General features: G+C 59.6%; 20 protein-coding genes. 10 read left to right on the top strand and 10 right to left on the bottom strand.

Annotation, left to right across the window (positions count from 1 at the left end):
• Nucleotides 1-153 precede the first annotated feature (153 nt).
• Complete coding sequence (locus FPL19_RS07715; protein ID WP_150911870.1) at nucleotides 154-384, top strand: DUF1653 domain-containing protein; 231 nt, start codon at nucleotides 154-156, stop codon at nucleotides 382-384.
• 6 nt (nucleotides 385-390) lie between these two features.
• On the opposite strand, the gene FPL19_RS07710 is transcribed toward FPL19_RS07715, so the two are convergent.
• Complete coding sequence (locus FPL19_RS07710; protein WP_150911869.1) at nucleotides 391-642, bottom strand: YheV family putative zinc ribbon protein; 252 nt, start codon at nucleotides 640-642, stop codon at nucleotides 391-393.
• A gap of 60 nt (nucleotides 643-702) precedes the next feature.
• On the bottom strand, nucleotides 703-2748 hold the full coding sequence (gene prlC, locus FPL19_RS07705) for an oligopeptidase A (protein ID WP_150911868.1): 2046 nt from the start codon (nucleotides 2746-2748) through the stop codon (nucleotides 703-705).
• A gap of 210 nt (nucleotides 2749-2958) precedes the next feature.
• On the opposite strand from prlC, the gene FPL19_RS07700 reads away from it, so the two are divergent.
• The 3 genes from FPL19_RS07700 (at nucleotide 2959) to FPL19_RS07690 (ending at nucleotide 5690) form a co-directional block, all read left to right on the top strand.
• Nucleotides 2959-3495, top strand: a complete 537-nt coding sequence (locus tag FPL19_RS07700; protein ID WP_150911867.1) for a gamma carbonic anhydrase family protein — start codon at nucleotides 2959-2961, stop codon at nucleotides 3493-3495.
• A 40-nt stretch (nucleotides 3496-3535) separates the two neighbouring features.
• Nucleotides 3536-5095: an alkaline phosphatase family protein gene (locus FPL19_RS07695; RefSeq protein ID WP_150911866.1), complete on the top strand. Its 1560-nt coding sequence runs from the start codon at nucleotides 3536-3538 to the stop codon at nucleotides 5093-5095.
• A 139-nt stretch (nucleotides 5096-5234) separates the two neighbouring features.
• Nucleotides 5235-5690, top strand: coding sequence for an Hsp20/alpha crystallin family protein (locus FPL19_RS07690; RefSeq protein WP_150911865.1), 456 nt, complete (start codon nucleotides 5235-5237; stop codon nucleotides 5688-5690).
• Between the two features lie 37 nt (nucleotides 5691-5727).
• Here FPL19_RS07690 and FPL19_RS07685 read toward each other — a convergent pair whose 3' ends face one another.
• The 8 genes from FPL19_RS07685 to FPL19_RS07650 all read right to left on the bottom strand — a co-directional run bounded on the left by FPL19_RS07685 (nucleotide 5728) and on the right by FPL19_RS07650 (nucleotide 12477).
• The gene (locus FPL19_RS07685) at nucleotides 5728-6039 is read right to left on the bottom strand and encodes a PA4642 family protein (protein WP_150911864.1); all 312 of its coding nucleotides are present in this window, start codon (nucleotides 6037-6039) and stop codon (nucleotides 5728-5730) included.
• 79 nt (nucleotides 6040-6118) lie between these two features.
• Nucleotides 6119-6946 carry a flagellar motor protein MotB gene (locus FPL19_RS07680; RefSeq protein ID WP_150911863.1) on the bottom strand — a complete coding sequence of 276 codons (828 nt, stop codon included), beginning with the start codon at nucleotides 6944-6946 and terminating at the stop codon, nucleotides 6119-6121.
• A gap of 3 nt (nucleotides 6947-6949) precedes the next feature.
• Complete coding sequence (locus FPL19_RS07675) at nucleotides 6950-7723, bottom strand: motility protein A (RefSeq protein ID WP_150911862.1); 774 nt, start codon at nucleotides 7721-7723, stop codon at nucleotides 6950-6952.
• Nucleotides 7724-7803: 80 nt separating this feature from the next.
• The gene (aroE, locus tag FPL19_RS07670; RefSeq protein ID WP_150911861.1) at nucleotides 7804-8631 is read right to left on the bottom strand and encodes a shikimate dehydrogenase; all 828 of its coding nucleotides are present in this window, start codon (nucleotides 8629-8631) and stop codon (nucleotides 7804-7806) included.
• On the bottom strand, nucleotides 8624-9550 hold the full coding sequence (hemF, locus tag FPL19_RS07665) for an oxygen-dependent coproporphyrinogen oxidase (protein WP_150911860.1): 927 nt from the start codon (nucleotides 9548-9550) through the stop codon (nucleotides 8624-8626). The genes aroE and hemF overlap by 8 nt, the downstream gene beginning before the upstream one ends.
• An 8-nt stretch (nucleotides 9551-9558) precedes the next feature.
• Nucleotides 9559-10134 carry an L-threonylcarbamoyladenylate synthase gene (locus tag FPL19_RS07660; RefSeq protein ID WP_150911859.1) on the bottom strand — a complete coding sequence of 192 codons (576 nt, stop codon included), beginning with the start codon at nucleotides 10132-10134 and terminating at the stop codon, nucleotides 9559-9561.
• Nucleotides 10135-10174: 40 nt separating this feature from the next.
• Nucleotides 10175-11338: a DNA-processing protein DprA gene (gene dprA / locus FPL19_RS07655; protein WP_150911858.1), complete on the bottom strand. Its 1164-nt coding sequence runs from the start codon at nucleotides 11336-11338 to the stop codon at nucleotides 10175-10177.
• 122 nt (nucleotides 11339-11460) lie between these two features.
• Entirely contained in the window at nucleotides 11461-12477 is a 1017-nt protein-coding gene (locus FPL19_RS07650) for a LysM peptidoglycan-binding domain-containing protein (RefSeq protein ID WP_150911857.1), read from the bottom strand.
• 372 nt (nucleotides 12478-12849) lie between these two features.
• Between FPL19_RS07650 and def the strand changes: the two genes are divergently transcribed.
• From def to glyS, 6 genes are all read left to right on the top strand, one after another.
• Nucleotides 12850-13353 carry a peptide deformylase gene (def, locus tag FPL19_RS07645; RefSeq protein ID WP_150911856.1) on the top strand — a complete coding sequence of 168 codons (504 nt, stop codon included), beginning with the start codon at nucleotides 12850-12852 and terminating at the stop codon, nucleotides 13351-13353.
• Nucleotides 13354-13437: 84 nt separating this feature from the next.
• On the top strand, nucleotides 13438-14373 hold the full coding sequence (gene fmt / locus FPL19_RS07640; RefSeq protein WP_150911855.1) for a methionyl-tRNA formyltransferase: 936 nt from the start codon (nucleotides 13438-13440) through the stop codon (nucleotides 14371-14373).
• Nucleotides 14373-15668 carry a 16S rRNA (cytosine(967)-C(5))-methyltransferase RsmB gene (gene rsmB / locus FPL19_RS07635; protein ID WP_150911854.1) on the top strand — a complete coding sequence of 432 codons (1296 nt, stop codon included), beginning with the start codon at nucleotides 14373-14375 and terminating at the stop codon, nucleotides 15666-15668. The genes fmt and rsmB overlap by 1 nt, the downstream gene beginning before the upstream one ends.
• 16 nt (nucleotides 15669-15684) lie before the next feature.
• Nucleotides 15685-17058, top strand: a complete 1374-nt coding sequence (gene trkA / locus FPL19_RS07630; protein WP_150911853.1) for a Trk system potassium transporter TrkA — start codon at nucleotides 15685-15687, stop codon at nucleotides 17056-17058.
• 149 nt (nucleotides 17059-17207) lie between these two features.
• Nucleotides 17208-18233, top strand: coding sequence for a glycine--tRNA ligase subunit alpha (glyQ, locus tag FPL19_RS07625; protein ID WP_150911852.1), 1026 nt, complete (start codon nucleotides 17208-17210; stop codon nucleotides 18231-18233).
• 2 nt (nucleotides 18234-18235) lie between these two features.
• Complete coding sequence (glyS, locus tag FPL19_RS07620; RefSeq protein WP_150911851.1) at nucleotides 18236-20317, top strand: glycine--tRNA ligase subunit beta; 2082 nt, start codon at nucleotides 18236-18238, stop codon at nucleotides 20315-20317.
• The last annotated feature ends 9 nt before the right edge of the window (nucleotides 20318-20326 follow it).

The raw sequence follows: 20326 nt of genomic DNA, 5'->3' as shown, positions 1-20326 counted from the left end.
GCAGCGTTACCTGAAATCGGAACTTAGGCTAGACTTAAAGGCCCCAAACGGCCAGACGACATTGCCTGACGCCGTGGCTGTCAGTCTAGTCGCTGAAGGGGAGGTCTGCTGCCCGTAAATCCGTAGCATGAAGATACAGAAAAGAGTTTACCAATGACTGACAAGAAAACGGAAATCCGTCCGGGAAGATATCGTCATTACAAGGGCCGGGACTATCAGGTGATCGACATCGCCCGACACAGTGAAACCGAGGAAAAGATGGTGGTATACCGCTGCCTGTACGGCGACAGGAGCCTGTGGGTCAGGCCCCTCGCCATGTTTCGCGAAACCGTGGAAGTCGCGGGCGAACAGGTGCCCAGGTTCGCCTTTGTAGCGGAAGAATAACCCGTCTCAATCCTCTGAGCCGGATTTGAAAAACACTACCTGCTGGACCGTGTGGTCGTCGGTGTTTTTACGCTTGTTTACGCGGGTTTGCAGTTCAGCGTCTTCCGGCTTCGGTGTGTCTGAAACCGCGTCCGTAAAACCGCAAGCCACACATTCGCGCACCTGGTCGTCATCATCCGTGGTGAACATCATGATCTTGTCCATTTCCGCGCAACGCGGGCAGACCGCGCCGGCGATAAAACGTTTTGGACTGGCCATTGCTTTGTTCTCCAAAAAAGCACGCGTATTGCCGGGCTGCCCCGGCAATACGCCTTTGGTTCAGGCAGCGTCGTCGGTGATACCGGTCTGCTTCAACAGGGCATCCACCTGGGGTTCACGTCCACGGAAGGCCTTGAACAGCTCCATGGGCTCCTGGGAGCCGCCTTTTTCAAGAATGTTGTGTAGGAATGACTTGCCGGTTTCCTGATCGAAAATGCCGTTCTCCTCGAACAACGAGAAGGCGTCCGCCGCGAGCACTTCCGCCCACTTGTAGCTGTAATAACCCGCCGCATAACCACCGGCAAAGATGTGCGAGAAGCTGTTGGGAAAGCGATTGAACTCCGGCGCCTGGACCACGGCGATTTCTTCCCGTACCTGCCGGTGCATATCCAGAGGGTTGGTGGGCGCATCCGGCGTGAACTCGGCGTGCAGACGGAAATCGAACAGAGAAAATTCCAGCTGCCGAACCATGGCCATACCAGACTGGAAGTTCTTCGCCGCCAGCAGCTTCTGAAGCAGATCCTGGGGCAGCGGCTCACCGGTTTCGTGGTGGCTGGCAATCAGTTCCAGTGACTCCGGATTCCAGCACCAGTTCTCCAGGAACTGCGAGGGCAGCTCCACGGCATCCCAGGCCACACCGTTGATACCGGACACGTCCATTACATCAACCTGGGTAAGCATGTGGTGAAGACCATGGCCGAACTCGTGGAACAGCGTGGTGACTTCATCGTGAGTCAGCAGTGACGGTTTGCCATTCACAGGCGGCGTAAAGTTGCAGGTCAGGAAGGCCACCGGCAACTGCAGGGTGCCGCGCAGGTTGCGCCAGCGAACGCGGCAGTCCGCCATCCAGGCACCGCCACGCTTGCCCTGACGGGCGTAGGGGTCAAGATAGAACCACGACAACGGCTCGCCGCCACGGCTGATGCAGTAGGCGGTGGCGTCCTGGTGCCAGGTTTCCACTTCCGGTTTTGCTTCGATCTGAACGTCGAACAGCTTTTCCGCCACCCGGAACAGGCCGGATACCACTTTATCGGCGGGGAAATAGGGGCGCAGCGTCTCCGGCGAGATGTCGTAGCGCTGTTGACGCAGTTTTTCACTGTAATAACCAACGTCCCAGGCCTGCAGATCGTCCACACCGTAGGTGTCGCGGGCGAAGGCTTTCAGTTCACCGAACTCACGCTGGGCAATGGGTTTGGACTTGGCAGCAAGCTGGTTCAGGAAATCCAGAACCTCATCCACACTGCGGGCCATTTTCTTGGCCAGCGACCGCTCGGCATAGTTGTTGAAGCCGAGCAACTGGGCCATGGCATGGCGGCGCTTGAGAATCTCCGCCATCACCGGGGTGTTGTCCCAGGTGCCGCCATCCGGGCCTACATCCGAGGCACGTGTCACAAAGGCTTCGTAGACTTCACGGCGCAGTTCCCGGTTGTCCCCGTAGGTCAGCACCGGATAGAAACTGGGGAAATCCAGGGTAATCACGTAACCGTCCAGTTCCCGCTGCTTCGCGGACTGCCGGGCACCCTCAAGAGCGCTTTCCGGAACACCGGCAAGATCCGCCACGTCGGTAATGTGCTTGTACCAGTGCTGGGTGGCATCCAGCACATTGTCGCTGAAACGGTTGGAAAGTTCGGACATCTCCATGGAAAGACTGGCGTACTGCTCTTTCTGCTCCTGAGGCAGGTCCACGCCGCCCAGATGGAAATCACGGAGAGTGTTCTCGACGGACTTGCGCTGGGCCTCGGACAGATCCTTGAAGTCATCCCGTGCCTGGAGCTTTTTATAGGCTTCGCACAGCTCGGCATTCTGGCTGAGTTGGGTGGTGTACTCGGTCAGTTTCTCGAGGCAGCTTTTGTAGACGTTGCGCAGCTCATCGTTGTTCATCACCCCGTTCAGGTGGGAAATTACCGACCAGGCATTTTCCAGCTTGTTTTCCAGCGCCTGCATCGGCTGAGCCAGAGTTTCCCAGGTAGGGTCCTCCTGCGCGGCAATCTGCCCGATCTTCATCCGGTTTTCGCTAAGGATCTGGTCAATCGCCTCTTCCATATGCTCAACACGGATATGGTCAAAACGCGGTAACAGATCGTCCGTCAGCAGCGGGTTATTCATAAGTCCCCTTCTCAGGAAATTGGATCTAAGGTAGTTTCATTCAATCAGACCTCGGGGGAGGTACCGGTGGGAAAGGCCCTTCCAAAACACGCTCCTTGCGGCACATCCATGTGACGCTTGGGCTCCGCCATCCATGGCTCCGCACAGTTTTGGAAGGGCCTTTCCCTCCGATACCCCGAGCCTCGGGGTAAACGTTATGAGGTATATGTAATGGCTAATGTACGAACACACAAGGGTATTACGCCACATTTCGGTAAACGCGCATGGGTGGATCCCAGCTCGGTGGTGATAGGAGACGTGCAGACCGGTGACGATGTGTCGGTCTGGCCGATGACCGTGATACGGGGGGACATGCATAAAATCCGCATTGGGGATCGCTGTAGCATCCAGGATGGATCCGTATTGCACATCACCCATGCCAGTGACTACAACCCGGGCGGCCATCCGCTGACGCTGGGAGACGATGTCACCGTCGGCCACAAGGCATTGCTCCATGGCTGCACGATTGGCAGCCGCGTACTCGTCGGGATGGGCTGCATCATTATGGACGGCGCGGTTGTCGAGGACGAAGTGATTGTCGCTGCCGGCTGCCTGGTGCCGCCAGGCAAAACGCTTGAATCCGGCCATCTATACGTAGGTTCACCCTGTAAGAAGGCACGGGAACTGACGGAGAACGAAAGAAGCTTTTTCAAATACACCGCCGCCAATTACGCCCGACTGAAGGATGAATATCTTAAGGAAGCGTAGGCCAGTGGTCTGACTGTCCCATAAAGATCGTATCTGAGCGATGCTTCTCTGGTTGCTGCTTCTCAACATCCTGTTCCTGTTTCCGTCGCTGGCATTGCCGGGGGCCGGTCCCTGGGTGTCGCTGGAAGCGCTGGTTCTTGGGGCCGTCCTCTGCAAACTGCCCAGACCGGAACGGCGCCATCGCCTGACTCTGGCCGTGGCGTTGAGTTATGGGCTGCTGGGATTTCTTGTGCTGGCAGACGCCCTGGTGCGGGAGAGTCTCGGGCGTGGATTGAACCTGTATCTGGAAGTCCGGCTGCTGGACGCCGCCTGGGATCTGATGACCACAAACCTTGGCGAAGTGCTTGCTGTTCTGGCGCTGGCACTGCTGTTGATGGTGCTGGCCGGGGCTATCTGGCTACTCCGGTATGCGCTGGAACGGCTGAAACATCATTCCCGCCCGCACCTGGCCAAACCGCTATGGCTGATCGTGGGCCTGGCCCTGGCTGCTTCAGTGACACCCTGGGTAGGCAGCCCCGCACTGGCCTTTGTCGCCAATCAGGCCTCATTGATCAGTCACACCCATCAGACCACCCGTACCTTTACCAGCCAGATCCTGACCGGGCCGGAGACGGCCAACCAGCCCGTCCCCCTGCCAGTTCTGGCCGGCAAGGACGTGGTTCTGGGTTTTATCGAATCCTACGGCATTTCTACCCTGACCGACGAGCGCTACCGGGACACGGTGGGGCCAACATTAGACTTCATGGCCCGTGAACTGGAGACAGCCGGCTTGACCGTTGCCACGGGTCGGCTGGAATCACCCATCCAGGGCGGGCAATCATGGCTTGGGCATCTTTCAGTGCTCAGCGGCCAGTGGATTAACAATCAGCTGGCTTATGAAACCCTTCTTAGCAGCGAATTTGCCACGCTTGTTGATGATTTCAGGCGTACCGGCCACCGCGCGGTCGCCATCATGCCGGCTATTACCCAGTCATGGCCGGCGGGGGAGCTTTACAGCTACGACCGGATTTACGGCCAGGGGGACCTGGGCTACCAGGGTCCCGCGTTCAACTGGGTGACCATGCCCGATCAGTATACCTGGCATCAGTTCCGCACTATCCGGCAGCAAAACAGCGGCCCGCTATTCGCCGAGCTGGCGCTGATCAGCAGCCATGCGCCCTGGGTGCCAATACTGCCGGTGCTTGAAGACTGGGAGGCCATTGCCGATGGACAGGTGTTCCGGCGTTGGGAAGGCATGGGGGAGGCACCGGTATCGCTCTGGCGGGAGCCGGAGCGGGTGCGTGAACATTACGCCCGCGCCATTGCCTACGCTCTTGAAGTCGCCGGTGGCTTTGCCTCCCGCTATATCGGCGATAACACGCTAATGATTATTCTCGGAGATCATCAACCGGCCCCGCTGATTACCGGCGAAGGGGCCAGCCGAGATGTCATCGTCCACGTTATCAGCGCGGATCCGGCGCTGGTCAGGCCATTCCTGTCCGGAGAATTACCGGGCTTCCGCCCCGGCGTCCGACCCGATCTGCAGACCCCCGGCGCCCCCATGAGCCGTTTCCGGCCGTTCCTGCACCGACACTTCGGGGAATTTTCATCGGCCCCTTGAAAAGTAAGCGGGCGCACCTACATTCCTAAATAGCAGATGTTCACGGAGAACCATCCGGCTGGCGCCACCGGCATGGAGCTGTTCCGCGAGCGAAGCTGACATCAAGACAACGATCTCAGATTCGTAGGAGGAGTTTCATATGAGCAATCTAACCCGCTGGAATCCGGTCAACGAATTCGAAGACCTGATCAACCGCTACAACCGGCAATTCGGGCTGGCTCGCAGTAACGGCGAGCGCGAGAGCCGGGATCTGTTCCGCCGCACGGACTGGGCCCCGGCCGTCGATATCAAGGAAACCGACAAGGCTTACAGCATTGAAGCTGAACTGCCGGGTATGTCAAAGGACGACATCAAGGTAACGGTGCAGGACGGTGTCCTGAGCATTCAGGGCGAGCGCCGTCAGGAGGAGGAAACCGGTGATCGCAAACATCACCGTGTAGAGCGGGTTTACGGCAGTTTTATCCGCCGCTTTACCCTGCCGGAGAATGTTGACGAAAACAGCATTGACGCCAACTTCAAGGACGGCGTGCTGTCGCTGACCCTCACCAAAGCCGAACCGGCCCAACCCAAGGCTATTGAAGTCAACGTTCAGTAGATCCGGGGTCAATTGTCCTGCCAGTGCAGCCGGGTGACTACCCGGCTGCTGTTGTTTTCGCTCCGGCCTGTTTCAGTATGTCGGCGTAAGCTGTGCTGCGGCGATGCTGTGAAATCAGATCAAGGATGGTTTCGCCGCGCTCGTTGACCCCATTAAGGTCGCGACCCGCTTCCACAAAGAACCCCACGAAACGCTCGAAATCCTCTGCCCTCATGGCCTGATAGGCCTTCAGCAGAGCATTGAAATCGGGGTTGACGGCACTGTCGTAGGGCTCGATCGCCAGGAAGCCTTTTACCCGCTCGTCGCTCCATTCCTCGCCGATTACTTTTGGTTTGTCCGGTCCACTCATGGCCTGTCTCTCTGTTTGTTCAATCAAGCTGTTTTGGTCAATCAAGGGCGCACAGTATAAAGATCTCGGCGCCCGGATGTCAGGGCGTGATCTCTACCGGAAGATCGCCAGCGGGCATATTCTCGTCGCATTCGGGATTACGGATGGAAATTTCGACCCGGCGGTTGCGGGCACGGTTTTCCGGACTGTCATTGGGCACCAGCGGGTTGGTTTCTGCTCGACCGGCCGCCGCCACCCGCTCGGCCGGCACTTCACGGTTAAGCACCAGTTCGTGCACCACAGAGACCGCCCGGGCCGCGGATAGATCCCAGTTCGACCGGTAGCGCCCGCTGGAAATGGGACGGTCGTCGGTGTAGCCCGCCACCAGGATATCCCCGCTACAGAACGACAGGACTTCCACCACGCGCTCAATAATGGGAATCATCGCCGGCTTGATTTCGGCCTCTCCGGAGCGGAAGGCGGCCTCTTCGGCGAAACGGATAATCACCCGCTCTTCGTCGTAGTTGACGCTCAGAGCGCCGGACGCCACTTCCGGTTCCAGCTCTTCTATCAGTGCCGAGGCCAGATCGATGATACCCCCGGAGATTTTCGTAGGCGCATCGCCCTCGGCGCGTTCATCGATTAGCTCAGGTTCCAGTTGCGGGTCGGTTGGCGCAGCCGGCGCTGGCTCGGTGGCAATCACCGATACCGGTTGGCCCCCGGGGACACTGGAAATCACCGGAGTGCCGCCAAGGGCAACCGCCATGGAATTGGCCATGGCCCGGTATTTCTCCACGTCCATTTCGGCAAAGGACAACAGCAGGATAAAGAACGTCAGTAGCAGGGTCGCCAGATCAGCAAACGTCACGATCCAGGCGGGGGATCCACGGCTATGCTTTTTGTGCCTGGCCGGTTTCCTCAGCACCACGGGTCAGGCCCTCCGCTCCGGGGCGAGGGCTGAGCGATGCTCCGGAGTCACGAACGAAGACAGCATTTCCGTCATCACCCGTGGGTTCTCTCCGCGCATGATATTGCGCATCGACGTGGCGATCAGGGTCTGGTTGCGGGCCTCGTCCTCGGCCTTGAGCTGCAGTTTGTCCGCCAGCGGCAGGGCAATCAGTTGCGCAATAAAGGCGCCATAGAGGGTTGTCAGCAACGCTATGGCCATGGCGGGTCCGATGGAAGCGGGGTCGTCCAGGGTGTTCAGCATCTGCACCAGACCCACCAGGGTACCCAGCATGCCGATGGCCGGGGCGGATTCACCGATACCACGAAACACCCGCTCGGCCACGTCATAGCGCTCAGCGGTTTGCTGCATTTCATGGGTCAGGATTTCCTCAATCAGCTCGGGCGGATGGCCGTCAACGCACAGGTTAATGGCTTTCTGCAGGAATTCGGTGTTGGTCTGGTGGTTTTCCAGCCCGAGGATTCCCTCTTTGCGGACCACCGCCGCCAGGCTGCTGACTTCCCGGATCAGTTCCGATGGCTGGGCCATACGGTCGGTAAACGCAGACGCCATGGCCAGGCGGAAAGCACTCATGACCGATGGCAGGCGGAATTTGATCAGCGTCACCGCCGCCGTGCCCCCGATGACAATGGCAAGGCCCGGAAGATTCAGGAAGGTCAGCACGGAGGCATTGGCCAGCATGGCCAGAAGAACAATCAATATGCCTGCCAGCAGGCCGACAAGGGTCAGAATATCCATTACAAAGCTTCCTGGGTGCGTTTACACCTGCTGAGCATAGTCCAAACTGCCGGAATAAGCCTTGCGGCCCGGTCGGCACATCAGACCGTTCGCAGCTCCTTGATCACGCTGGCTGTGTCCGGCCTCAGGCCCCGCCATACCCGGAAGGACTCGGCGGCCTGTTCCACCAACATACCCAGGCCGTCGAACACCCGGGTTGCCCCCTGATCCATCGCCCACTGGTTGAAGGGGGTGGCGTCCAGAGAATACATCATGTCGTACACTACGGTGCCCGGCCCGATCACCGCCGGAGACAGGGGCGGCAGATCCCCCTGAAGGCTGGCGCTGGTGCCGTTGATGATAATGTCAAAAGGCGCATCCGGCGCTTCGAAGCCACAGGACTCCAGGCTTGCACCGCCCGCCTCATCGGCAAACATCAGGACCAGGCCCTGGGCCCGGGAAACCGTCCGGTTGGCAATGGTGAGAGATTCCGGCTTCTGTGCCAGCAGCAGCCCCAGAACACCCCGCACGGCGCCACCAGCACCCAGCACCAGCACTCGCGCACCGGAAATCGGTATACCGTGGTTGTTCACCAAATCGCTCACCAGCCCCACGCCATCGGTGTTGTCTGCTGTCAGATGGTTTTTGTTGTCCAGATACAGGGTATTGGCGGCGCCGGCCTTCTGCGCGCGTTCCGTTCGGTAGTCAGCCAGTTTCCAGGCTTCTTCCTTGAAAGGCACAGTCACATTCAGTCCCTGGCCCCCGCGGCTGAAAAAATCGGTAACTACAGTCCGAAACTCGTTCTCCGGAGCCTGAATGGCCGTGTAATCCAGGTTTTCACCGGTCTGCTGTGCAAACAGACTGTGAATACGCGGGGATTTACTGTGGCTGATGGGATTGCCAACCACTGCATAGAGATCCTTATCCATTGTCTTGCTCCAGCCAGTTGCGCCCGGTCAGGTAATGGTCGGTCAGTTGCGCCTCTTCCGACCCCGGTTCGGGTCGGTAATCGTATTCCCAACGCACCAGCGGCGGCAGCGACATCAGGATGGATTCCGTGCGACCGCCGGACTGCAGCCCGAACAGGGTGCCGCGGTCATAGACCAGATTGAATTCCACATAACGGCCCCGGCGATACAGCTGAAACTGCCGATGACGTTCGCTGAAAGCGGTGTCCTTGCGGGCCTGCACGATGGGCTCATAGGCCTCAACGAAACTGTCGCCCACCGCCCGCATCAACGCAAAGTCCTGCTGGAAGTCCCCGGTGTTGTGATCATCGAAAAACAGCCCGCCCACGCCCCGCGGTTCGTCCCGGTGTTTCAGGTAGAAGTAGTCATCACACCAGTTTTTGAAGTGGCGGTATAGCCCGTCGCCGAAAGGGTCGCAGGCGGCTTTTGCCGTTCGGTGCCAGTGAACGCAATCTTCATCAAACCCGTAGTAGGGCGTCAGGTCGTAACCGCCACCAAACCAGTAGACCGGTTTGCTGTTTTCCGGTGTGGCAATGAAGAACCGCACATTGGCATGGGACGTTGGCACAAACGGATTGTGGGGATGCATCACCAGCGATACCCCCATGGCTTGCCAGGGTGCGCCAGCCAGATGGGGCCGGTGGGCGGTCGCCGATGCCGGCATGGTTTCGCCCATTACGTGGGAAAAATTCACACCGCCCTTTTCAAAGACCGCACCGTTGTTAATCACCCGGCTTTTGCCGCCGCCACCTTCCGGACGGTCCCAGGCGTCGGTTTCGAAAACGCCCTGGCCATCAGCGGCCGCCAGCCGCTGGCAGATGCTTTCCTGAAGACCAAGCAGATACTGTTTGACGGCTTGGACGTCGGGTTGTTCTGTCATGAAGGCTCCTAGCGCAGCTGTTGTCCGCTGACGATATCAATAATCTGGCTGGGTTGACGATGACCGCCGAGCGAACCTGCGACCACACGGTCCAACCGGTTTCCGAAATACTGCCGAACCTGCCAGGAATACCGGGCCGGTTGCCGCCCGGCCGGATTGGCGGACGTGGACACCAGGGGCGAATCTGCCGCCTGACACAGGGCCTGCACCAGCGGATGATCACTGACCCGCACGGCAATCGTTGAATGGCGGCCCCGCACCTCCTGGGGAATCTGGCCAAGCAGGTCAGGAAGAAGACAGGTGAAGGGGCCGGGCCAATAACCCAGGGCTTTTTGCTGTTGATCCTCCGGTAGCGGGTCCAACAGGAACCGCACCTGTTCCACCGAACCTGCTACCACAATCAGGCCTTTTTCCATGGGCCGCTGTTTAAGCTCGAGAATGCGTTCCACGGCGTTGGTGTTCCAGGGATCACATCCCAGCCCCCAGACGGCTTCCGTGGGGTAGGCAATGACACCGCCGGCTCGGATGGTTCGCACAGCCTGGGAGAGCTGCCAGTCGGAGAGGGGCTGTAACGGTGGTTTCATATCAGGTCAGACAGCTTGGTTCCTTGTGCGGCAACGCTGATCAGGCAATTCTCTGAAACCCGCCCGGGGCCGAATCAACCAGGCCCTCAAGCTCAAGTAACAGAAGCGACTGCATCAGCTGGTCCGGCGCTAAGCCGGTGATTGCACACAGATCGTCAGTTGATTGAGGATCATACCCTAAAGCATCCAGCACCGCGATTTCCCGGGCGTCGAGGGCGGGCCCTTCACCAGCGCCGGTGGCAGCCGGCTCCGGTCTCCAGGAGGACCAGCCGCTCTCGAATTCATTGCAGATGTCCTCCACGGATTCCACCAGTGCCGCGCCCTGCCGGATCAGCTCGTGACAGCCGCGGGCCAGCGGGTTGTGAATTGAGCCGGGAATGGCGAACACATCCCGGCCCTGCTCCAGTGCCAGACGGGCGGTAATCAGGGACCCACTCTTCAGCCCGGCTTCCACCACCAGGATACCCCGGCTGAGCCCGCTGATAATCCGGTTGCGTTGGGGAAAATGGGCCGGGCGGGCTTCGGTCCCCGGCGGGTACTCGGACACCAGCAGACCATGACTGACCACCCGGGCGGCCAGCGACCGGTGCCGGTACGGATAGGGCCGGTCAATGCCGTTGCCGATCACCGCAATGGTGGGAAAGCCGGCATCCAGTGCACCGGCGTGTGCGGCCCCATCAACGCCCAGGGCCAGACCGCTAGTCACCAGCAACCCTTGCGGCCCGAGCCCGGCGGCAAAGGATCGGGCATGCTCCAGACCGGCGCGGCTGGCATTGCGGCTGCCCACAATACCCACCTGGGGCCTTCCCAGTAGTGAACGGTCGCCCTTCAGATAAAGTACCAGTGGAGCGTCATGAATGTTTTTGAGGCTGTCCGGATAATCCTCATCGGCCCTGGTCAGGATATCTATCTGGTGGCGCTGGCAGTCCTTATGAATGGCCAACGCCCGGGCAACCACCGGATTGTCCACTCGCCCTTTCTGCCAGGCCTCGATGGCAGCCACGGTATCCGCCTGCAGACCGATGGCCGTTAATGTGGCGACATTACAGGTGGCCAGTTTTGCCAGCTCCCCCATACTTTCCAGCACCGCCTGCTGGCGGCGGGCTCTGAATTTCGGCAGGCAGGAGAGCAGTATCCAGAAACCGGTATTTGATTGCAGAAGCGGCTCATCCGCCACGGCATCAGCAGAGGGTAATGAAGACATGATGTCCATCCTTGGTGTGTAAGGTACCTGACGCTCCGCCATCCTGGCCAAGCGAGTCGGAATTATGACATAAAAAAAGAGCCGCAAAAGCGGCTCTATTCAGTGCTATGCCGGTTCAGGCATCAGGGGTTGGTTACCTTGTCGCCAACCGACAGCGGGCGAGTTGCCTGAAGAATCAGGCCGTAGCTCATCTTGTCGTAGGTCTGGAAGATCATCATCAGACCGGACCGCTCGGAAGGCAACTCGATGGTTTCACCGGTGACCGGATCCCGAACCATGTTGCCGGCTTTCAGAACCGCCAGGACATCGCCGGGCTCAAGCCCTTCGCGCTCACCACGGTTGACCGCCACAACATCAAACTGGCCGATCTGGGTAACACCGCCCTCTACCGAGATCATCTGGCCTTCGATCTCTGAATCCGGCGGGCTGGGCACGAAGCTGGTGGTAATGCGACGTTCCTCGCCAACCAGCAGGCGGTCGCCGATCCGGACTTCCTGGTTGGAATCCTTGAGCATCATGGTAAGAATGTCACCGTTTTCAGCGGTGATCTCACCCTGGCCGATACTCCGGGCCTCGAGGCCGAGGAATTCGCCGGTCACGGGATCACGGAATTCGCGGCTGCGGCGGAAAACGCCCACGCTGTCTGCCGGTTTTTCACCCCGGGCGTACACCTTGTCACCGGCGCCGGTAATAATACGACCATCCTCACCTTCCAGAATGTAGGGCGCGCCGTTCAACTCTTCCGCATCCACAATACGGGTATTGGAAAGGAAACCGTTGATGGCATCCAGCGGGATAGCGGGAATGGGGGTTTCAATCGGCTCGGAACGAACCTTGGGTGACAGCTTGACCACATCCGAGCTGGCCACTTTGGTTACCCGTGGCTTGCCATCGATATACACCAGCGCCAGACGATCACCAGGATAGATGAGGTGCGGGTTTTCAACCTGCGGATTAACGTGCCAGATTTCCGGCCAGTACCACGGGTTATTCAGAAAACGGGCAGAAATATCCCATAGGGTGTCACCCTTCACGACAGTGTAACGCTCGGGATGATCGGACCTCAGTTCCGGGGCAGCGTGGGCCCAGGAGGTTGCCAGCAGCATGCCAGCTGCGAGAGCGTACAGCAGTTTCCTCATTGTTAAATCCTTGATCGCGTGCCTGAATCCGCAGATTCTGTTCTTGGTAGTCAGCCGTTAAGGTGGCATTGATACCACTACTATAGAAGAACTCTCGCAAATTGTGATGTTATCTTTTGTTCTTCCAGTAAATTCTATCTTCAGCCCGAAAGTTTTTAACTATCAACTGATCAGTTTGTACTCAATGAGCGAGTTGAGGGATAATAACCTGAATAAACAGTTTAGTCCGTTGAATTCCGCGCTCGCATCCCGATCATAATAGACATGGGAAACAAAAAAGCGCAGTACGCTGTCGCAATTCGGAGACGGTCTTCACACCGTTACAAATCATAACGGTTAAAGTCAGCCATACAGAACAGAAGTGTACGAACCATGATACTAGAGATTCTCGAATATCCCGATCCCCGGCTGCGAACCATTGCCAAGCCGGTGGAGACGGTCACCGACGAGACCCGCAAACTGATCGATGACATGTTTGAAACCATGTACGATGCGCCCGGTATCGGCCTGGCAGCAAGTCAGGTGAACGTGCACAAGCAGATCATCGTGATGGACCTGTCGGAAGACAAGAGCGAGCCCCGGGTGTTTATCAACCCCGAAATCGAGGTTCTGGACGGGGACCTGGAAGAGATGCAGGAAGGTTGCCTGTCGGTACCTGGTTTCTATGAGGACGTCTCGCGCGTTGAGCACTGCATGATCCGGGCGATTGACCGTAACGGTGAGCCTTTCGAAATCGAGGCCCGTGGCTTGCTCGCAGTCTGTATCCAGCACGAAATGGATCATCTGAACGGCAAGCTGTTTGTGGATTACCTGAGCTCGCTGAAGCGCACCCGGATCCGCAAGAAACTGGAAAAGCTTCACAAGAAAAGCGCGTGATCCCGACGCTATAGCACAAGAACTGACAGAGACCGGGCCTGCGCCCGGTCTTTTCGTATTCAACGAACCCGAGACATCAACCCTGTGCGACTCGTTTTTGCCGGCACCCCGGACTTCGCAGCAACCGCCCTAGAAGCACTTCTTCAGACGGATCATGAAGTGGTGGGCGTGTATTCCCAGCCGGACCGCCCGTCCGGGCGGGGGCGTAAACTGACGCCCAGCCCGGTGAAGCAGGTGGCCCTGGACGCGGGCATTCCGGTTTTCCAGCCCCAGACCCTGAAAACGCCAGAAGCCCGGGAACAGCTTACCGCCCTGAATGCCGATGTGATGGTCGTGGCCGCCTACGGCCTGATTCTGCCCCAGGCCATCCTGGACATCCCGCGCCATGGTTGCCTCAACATCCACGCGTCGCTGTTGCCACGCTGGCGCGGTGCAGCACCTATCCAGCGGGCCATCGCCGCCGGTGACCGGCAGACCGGTATCACCATCATGCAGATGGACGCCGGGCTGGATACCGGGGACATGCTGCTGAAACTGACCACACCGATCACCGAATCCGACACCGGCGGCAGCCTGCATGACCGGCTGGCAGATCTGGGCGGCGACGCGATCATCGACGCCCTGGCGGGAATCATTGAAGGCACCCTGCACCCCACGCCCCAGGACGACGCCCAGGCCTGCTATGCCAGCAAACTGAGCAAGGAAGAGGGCCAGATCGACTGGACCGAGGACGCCACTGCCATCAACCGGAAGATCCGCGCGTTCAACCCCTGGCCTGGCACCTATACCGATGCCGACGACCTGCGTATCCGGCTTCATGAGTCAGAGGTCATTGATATCACCAGCGACCGCCACCCCGGCACGGTGGTCGCCCGCAGCCGTGAGGGCATCGACATAGCCTGCGGCCTGGACGTGTTACGAGTCACCCGGTTGCAACTGCCCGGCTCCCGCGCGCAATCCGTCAATGATCTGATCAACGGCGGCAAGGACATTCTGATGCCCGGGCAGGAGCTGGACTGATGCCGGGCCAGCCCATGCGGGCCGTTGCTGCCCAGGTCATGCTGGCGGTAGAGCAGGGCAGATCCCTGTCACAGTGCCTGCCGCCAGCGCTGAACCGGTTACCGGAAACCGATCGGCCGGCACTCCAGGCCCAGTGTTTCGGCACCTGCCGCTGGTTCTATCAGCTTGATGGCGAATTGCAGGGACGCCTGAAAAAACCTCTCAAACCCGCAGACCGGGTCATTCATCACCTGATGCTGGTGGCCCTGTTCCAGCTTCGTCACAGCGAACGGGCCAGTTACGCCGTGCTGAACGAAACCGTCGAGGCCTGTCGCGCCCTGGACAAACCCCACCTGACCGGCCTGGTGAACGCCATACTGCGGGCTGCGGAGCGCGAAGGCCCGCCCGGGGTAACCAGCGACTACCTGCGGTTTGCCCATCCACCCTGGATGGTGGAAAAACTTCGCCATAACTGGCCCGACGACTGGCAGAGCATCCTGGAGGCGAACAACACGCAGGCCCCCATGACCCTTCGGGTGAATGCCCGGCGCTTTACCCGCCAGGCCTATCTCGACCTGCTCGGCGACGCCGGCATTGAAGCCCGGCCCACACCTTTCGCGCCCCACGGCCTGCAGCTGGAAACCCCGGTTCCGGTGGAACGACTGCCCTATTTCGCGGACGGCGCTGTCAGTGTTCAGGACGAGGCAGCCCAGCTGTGTACCACTCTGTTGGATCTGGCACCAGGGCAACGGGTACTCGATGCCTGCGCCGCACCCGGGGGCAAAACCTGCGCCATCCTGGAAGCCTGCGAGGATCTGTCGGAAGTGGTGGCCATTGACGAATCCGCCGACCGTTTGCCCAGAATCGAGGAAAATCTGACCCGCCTGGATCTGACCGCCACGGTGCAACAGGCGGATGCAGCACAGACCGACGATTGGTGGGACGGCCAGGCTTTTGACCGAATCCTGCTGGACGTGCCCTGCAGCGCCACCGGCGTGATCCGTCGCCATCCAGATATCAAACTGCTGCGGCGGGAGTCGGATATCGTGCCCCTGGCCGGCATCCAGCTGGGCCTGCTGAACGCCCTGTGGCAGACGTTAAGACCCGGTGGCAGACTGGTCTACGCCACCTGTTCCGTGTTCCCGCAGGAGAATCACCGTATAATCCGCAGATTCCTCAAACAGACGGACCAGGCGGTATTGCTGGCGCCGGATCTGCCCTGGGGCAGGGATACGGAGGCCGGAAGACAGTTGTTGCCGACTCCGCAAAGCCACGACGGCTTTTTTTATGCCGTGCTCGAAAAATCCGAGCAATGAGAGAGCAAGCTGAGCTATGAAAATTCTGATTCTCGGTGCCGGCCAGGTCGGTGGCACACTGGCTGAAAACCTGGCCAACGAAGCCAACGACATCACCATCATCGACAGCAATGGCACCCGTTTGAGAGAGCTTCAGGATCGGCTGGATATCCGCACCGTGCAGGGCCATGGCTCCTATCCCACCGTATTGCGCCAGGCCGGCGCGGAAGATGCGGATATGCTGATCGCCGTCACCAGCAGTGACGAAGTGAACATGGTGGCCTGCCAGATCGCCAATGTGATGTTCAAGACCCCCACAAAGATCAGCCGTGTCCGCGCCAACGCTTATCTGGCCCGCAAGGAACTCTTTGGTGAGAACGGCTTTCCGGTGGACGTGCTGATCAGCCCGGAGCACCTGGTCACCAAGCACATCACCCGGCTGATTGAATACCCCGGTGCCCTGCAGGTGCTGGAATTCTCCAAGGGCCTGGTGCGACTGGTGGCCATCCGCGCCACCAAGGGCGGGCCACTCGTGGGACACGAACTGTCTTACCTGCGCAGCCACATGCCCCGCATCGATACCCGGGTCGCGGCCATTTTCCGCAAGGACCGTCCAATCATGCCCCAGGGCGATACCGTGATCGAAGACGGCGACGAAGTCTTTTTCATCGCAGGCACCGACCATATCCGCTCGGTCATGAGCGAACTCCAGCCCCTGGAAAAGCCCTACAAACGCATCTTTATCTGCGGCGGCGGCAACATCGGCCAACGACTGGCCAGCACCCTGGAATCCCGCTATCAGGTGAAACTGCTGGAACGGGACCACGACCGCTGCGTGATGCTTTCTGAAAATCTTCGCAAGACGGTGGTACTGGAAGGGGATGCCGCCAACAAGGACATCCTGCTGGAAGAGAATATCGAGAACACCGACGTATTCTGCGCGGTCACCAACGACGACGAGGCCAACATCATGGCCTCGCTGCTGGCCAAGCGTCTGGGCGCCCGCAAAGTGCTGACCCTGATCAACAACCCGGATTACGTGGATCTGATCCAGGGCGGTGACATAGACGTGGCGATTTCCCCACAGCAGACCACTATCGGCAGCCTGCTGACCCACGTCCGCCGGGGCGATGTAGTAAACGTTCACTCACTACGCCGCGGCGCTGCCGAGGCGATCGAAGCCATTGCCCACGGCGACCACCGCTCATCCAAGGTAGTGGGCAAGCGACTGGACGAGATCAACCTGCCGGAGGGTACCACCATTGGTGCGATCGTTCGACATAACGAGGTGCTGATCGCCCATGACCACCTGCGCATCCAGCCGGACGACCACGTGGTGCTCTTCCTGGTGGACAAAACCCGGATCCGGGATGTGGAGAAACTTTTCCAGGTCGGGCTGACCTTCTTCTGATTGACACTCCATTGAAACGCCCGCCTGTGAACCTCACTTAGAAATACGCGGTTTGCAGGCGTATAATGCGCCTTTTTTCAGCGCGTCCTTTTGCAAAGCCGACTATCAGGCCCGGACGCGACACACAGATCAACCAGCAGGCAAACGTTGTGACAGACAAGGGACATTCCAATAACACGCCGGATATCAAGACCTTCCAGGGTCTGATCCTGGCCTTGCAGAATTTCTGGGCGCAGCACGGCTGCGTGGTACTTCAGCCGCTGGATATGGAAGTAGGCGCCGGTACCTTTCACCCGGCCACCTTCCTGCGCTCCATCGGCCCGGAAACCTGGAATGCGGCCTATGTTCAGCCCAGCCGCCGCCCCACCGACGGCCGCTATGGCGAGAACCCCAACCGTCTGCAACACTACTATCAGTTCCAGGTAGTACTTAAACCCTCGCCGGACAACATCCAGGAACTCTATCTGGATTCCCTTAAGGCACTGGGGCTGGACCCGCTGGTTCACGACATCCGCTTTGTGGAAGACAACTGGGAGTCGCCAACGCTCGGCGCCTGGGGTCTGGGTTGGGAAATCTGGCTGAACGGCATGGAAGTCACCCAGTTCACCTACTTCCAGCAGGTGGGCGGCCTGGAATGCTTCCCGGTCACCGGCGAGCTGACCTACGGCCTGGAGCGTATCGCCATGTACCTGCAGGGCGTGGATAGCGTGTACGACCTGGTGTGGACCGAGGGCCCGGAAGGCGTGGTCACTTACGGCGACGTGTTCCATCAGAACGAGGTGGAACAGTCCACCTACAACTTCGAACACGCCGACACCGAATTCCTCTTCCACAGCTTCGACGTGCACGAGCGGGAAAGCGCCCGACTGATCGACGCGGGTCTGGCCCTGCCCGCCTATGAGCAGGTACTCAAAGCTTCTCACACCTTCAACCTGCTGGATGCCCGGCACGCGATCTCGGTGACCGAACGCCAGCGTTTCATACTTCGCGTTCGCACCCTGGCCCGCGCTGTCGCTCAGGCCTATTTCGACAGCCGCCTGAAGCTCGGCTTCCCGCTGGCGCCGGACGCCCTTCGTAAAGAAGTGATCGCCGCCAGCCAAGCCGCTGACGACAAGGCCAACGGCAAGAAAAGCAAGAAAGCGAAGAAGGCTCAGCAGGAAAAAGGGAACGCATAACCATGGCAACACAGGATTTTCTGGTCGAACTGGGCACCGAAGAACTGCCCCCCAAGGCCCTCAAGCCGCTTTCTGACGCCTTTACCCAGGGCATTGCCAAAGGCCTGGAAGATGCCGGCATTGAATTCGGCAAGGTCGAGGCCTTCGCTGCCCCCCGTCGCCTGGCGGTCCGGGTCCGTGCCCTTGGCGATGCCCAGCCCGACAAACCGGTTGAAAAGCGCGGCCCGGCGGTAAAAGCCGCCTTCGACGACTCCGGTAACCCGACCCGAGCGCTAACCGGATTTGCGACGTCCCTTGGCGTCACTCCGGACCAGCTCGATACCCTGGAAACCGACAAGGGCGCTTGGGTGGTGTATCGCACCATCGAAAAAGGCCGCCCCACCGTCGACCTGCTGCCCGAGCTGGTGGACCAGTCCCTGGCGGCGCTGCCGATTCCCAAGCGCATGCGCTGGGGTGCCCACCGCACAGAATTCGTCCGCCCGGTCCACTGGGCCATCATGCTGTTCGGTAACAAGGTGATCGACGCCCCCATCATGGGCCTGACCCCGGGCAACAAGACCCGCGGCCATCGCTTCCACTGCCCCAAGTCCCTTATCGTACCCACGCCCGGTGACTATGAAGTGGTGCTGAAGCAGGAAGGGTATGTGATCGCTGACTTCGCCGAACGCCGCGAGCAGATCCGCAGAGGCGTAAACGCCATCGCTACCCGGGAAGCCGGCGGTGAAGCTGTGATTGACGAAGACCTGCTGGACGAAGTCACCGCCCTGAACGAGTGGCCGGTGCCGCTGATGGGGCGGTTTGAAGAACGTTTTCTGGAGGTGCCCGCCGAAGCACTGATCTCTTCCATGAAAGAGCACCAGAAGTATTTTCACGTGGTGACCGCCGACGGCAAGATGCTCCCACTCTTCATCACCGTGGCCAACCTGGAAAGCAAAGACCCGAGCCAGGTGATCTCCGGCAACGAGAAGGTGATTCGTCCGCGCCTCGCTGATGCCGCTTTCTTCTACGACACGGACCGCAAGACCCGTCTGGAAGATCGCATCGACCAGCTCAAGCCCATCGTGTTCCAGGAGAAGCTGGGCAGTATTCACGACAAATCGGTACGGGTTGCGGCGCTGGCCGGTAAGATCGCCAACGCCATTGGCAGTGACCCGATGCTGGCTGAGCGTGCCGCGATGCTGGCCAAAACCGACCTGGTCACCGAAATGGTACTGGAATTCACTGACCTCCAGGGCATCATGGGCCAGTACTATGCTGCCAACGACGGCGAGAACGAAGACGTCGCCAGTGCCCTGAACGAACAATACATGCCCCGCTTTGCCGGTGATGATCTGCCGCAGACGCTGACCGGCTGTGCCGTGGCCATTGCCGACCGGCTGGATTCGCTGGTGGGCCTGTTCGGCATCAACCAGCCGCCGTCCGGCACCCGCGACCCTTTCGGCCTGCGCCGGGCGTCCCTGGGGGTGCTGCGAATCATCATTGAACGGGAACTACCGCTGGATCTGCAGACCTGCTGCGAGTGGGCAGAAGAAAACTTCACGGTGCTGACCGAACAGAACACCGCCTCAACGGTGGTGGACTATATGCTTGAACGCTTCCGTGCCCATTACGAAGAGCAGGGTATCAACGCCGAAGTCTACCTGGCCGTACACGCCCGCCGGCCCACCAGCCCGCTGGATTTCGACCGCCGCGTAAAAGCCGTGGAAGCCTTCCGCCAACTGCCGGAAGCCCTGGCCCTGGCCGGTGCCAACAAACGCGTATCGAATATCCTGACCAAACAGGGCGGTGACGATATCGGCGAAACCATCGATGATTCCCTGCTGCAGGATCCGGCGGAAAAGAAACTGGCGGAACAGATCCGCCAGCAGGCAGACACGGTACTGCCGCTGTTCGGGAAAGGTGACTACGCCGCCGCCCTGAGCTCCCTGGCCAACCTGCGGGAGCCGGTGGACAACTTCTTTGACGACGTCATGGTCATGGCCGAAGACGACGCCACCCGCAACAACCGGCTGGCGATGCTGAACATGCTGCGCAACCTGTTCCTGCGGGTCGCGGATATTTCGGTACTGCCGACCGCGGCGTAGTTATTAAAG

Origin of the sequence: Marinobacter halotolerans (assembly GCF_008795985.1) — a bacterium.
In the GTDB taxonomy this organism is placed as follows: domain Bacteria; phylum Pseudomonadota; class Gammaproteobacteria; order Pseudomonadales; family Oleiphilaceae; genus Marinobacter; species Marinobacter halotolerans.
Note: the sequence above shows the minus strand (reverse complement) of the source record. Positions and strands in the feature narration are given on the sequence as shown.

Excerpts from the sequence above, each read along its gene's own strand:
- FPL19_RS07715 (WP_150911870.1), top strand. The coding sequence starts at position 154 with ATGACTGACAAGAAAACGGAAATCCGTCCGGGAAGATATCGTCATTAC.
- FPL19_RS07710 (WP_150911869.1), bottom strand. The coding sequence starts at position 642 with ATGGCCAGTCCAAAACGTTTTATCGCCGGCGCGGTCTGCCCGCGTTGC.
- prlC (WP_150911868.1), bottom strand. The coding sequence starts at position 2,748 with ATGAATAACCCGCTGCTGACGGACGATCTGTTACCGCGTTTTGACCAT.
- FPL19_RS07700 (WP_150911867.1), top strand. The coding sequence starts at position 2,959 with ATGGCTAATGTACGAACACACAAGGGTATTACGCCACATTTCGGTAAA.
- FPL19_RS07695 (WP_150911866.1), top strand. The coding sequence starts at position 3,536 with ATGCTTCTCTGGTTGCTGCTTCTCAACATCCTGTTCCTGTTTCCGTCG.
- FPL19_RS07690 (WP_150911865.1), top strand. The coding sequence starts at position 5,235 with ATGAGCAATCTAACCCGCTGGAATCCGGTCAACGAATTCGAAGACCTG.
- FPL19_RS07685 (WP_150911864.1), bottom strand. The coding sequence starts at position 6,039 with ATGAGTGGACCGGACAAACCAAAAGTAATCGGCGAGGAATGGAGCGAC.
- FPL19_RS07675 (WP_150911862.1), bottom strand. The coding sequence starts at position 7,723 with ATGGATATTCTGACCCTTGTCGGCCTGCTGGCAGGCATATTGATTGTT.
- aroE (WP_150911861.1), bottom strand. The coding sequence starts at position 8,631 with ATGGATAAGGATCTCTATGCAGTGGTTGGCAATCCCATCAGCCACAGT.
- hemF (WP_150911860.1), bottom strand. The coding sequence starts at position 9,550 with ATGACAGAACAACCCGACGTCCAAGCCGTCAAACAGTATCTGCTTGGT.
- FPL19_RS07660 (WP_150911859.1), bottom strand. The coding sequence starts at position 10,134 with ATGAAACCACCGTTACAGCCCCTCTCCGACTGGCAGCTCTCCCAGGCT.
- dprA (WP_150911858.1), bottom strand. The coding sequence starts at position 11,338 with ATGTCTTCATTACCCTCTGCTGATGCCGTGGCGGATGAGCCGCTTCTG.
- FPL19_RS07650 (WP_150911857.1), bottom strand. The coding sequence starts at position 12,477 with ATGAGGAAACTGCTGTACGCTCTCGCAGCTGGCATGCTGCTGGCAACC.
- def (WP_150911856.1), top strand. The coding sequence starts at position 12,850 with ATGATACTAGAGATTCTCGAATATCCCGATCCCCGGCTGCGAACCATT.
- rsmB (WP_150911854.1), top strand. The coding sequence starts at position 14,373 with ATGCCGGGCCAGCCCATGCGGGCCGTTGCTGCCCAGGTCATGCTGGCG.
- trkA (WP_150911853.1), top strand. The coding sequence starts at position 15,685 with ATGAAAATTCTGATTCTCGGTGCCGGCCAGGTCGGTGGCACACTGGCT.
- glyS (WP_150911851.1), top strand. The coding sequence starts at position 18,236 with ATGGCAACACAGGATTTTCTGGTCGAACTGGGCACCGAAGAACTGCCC.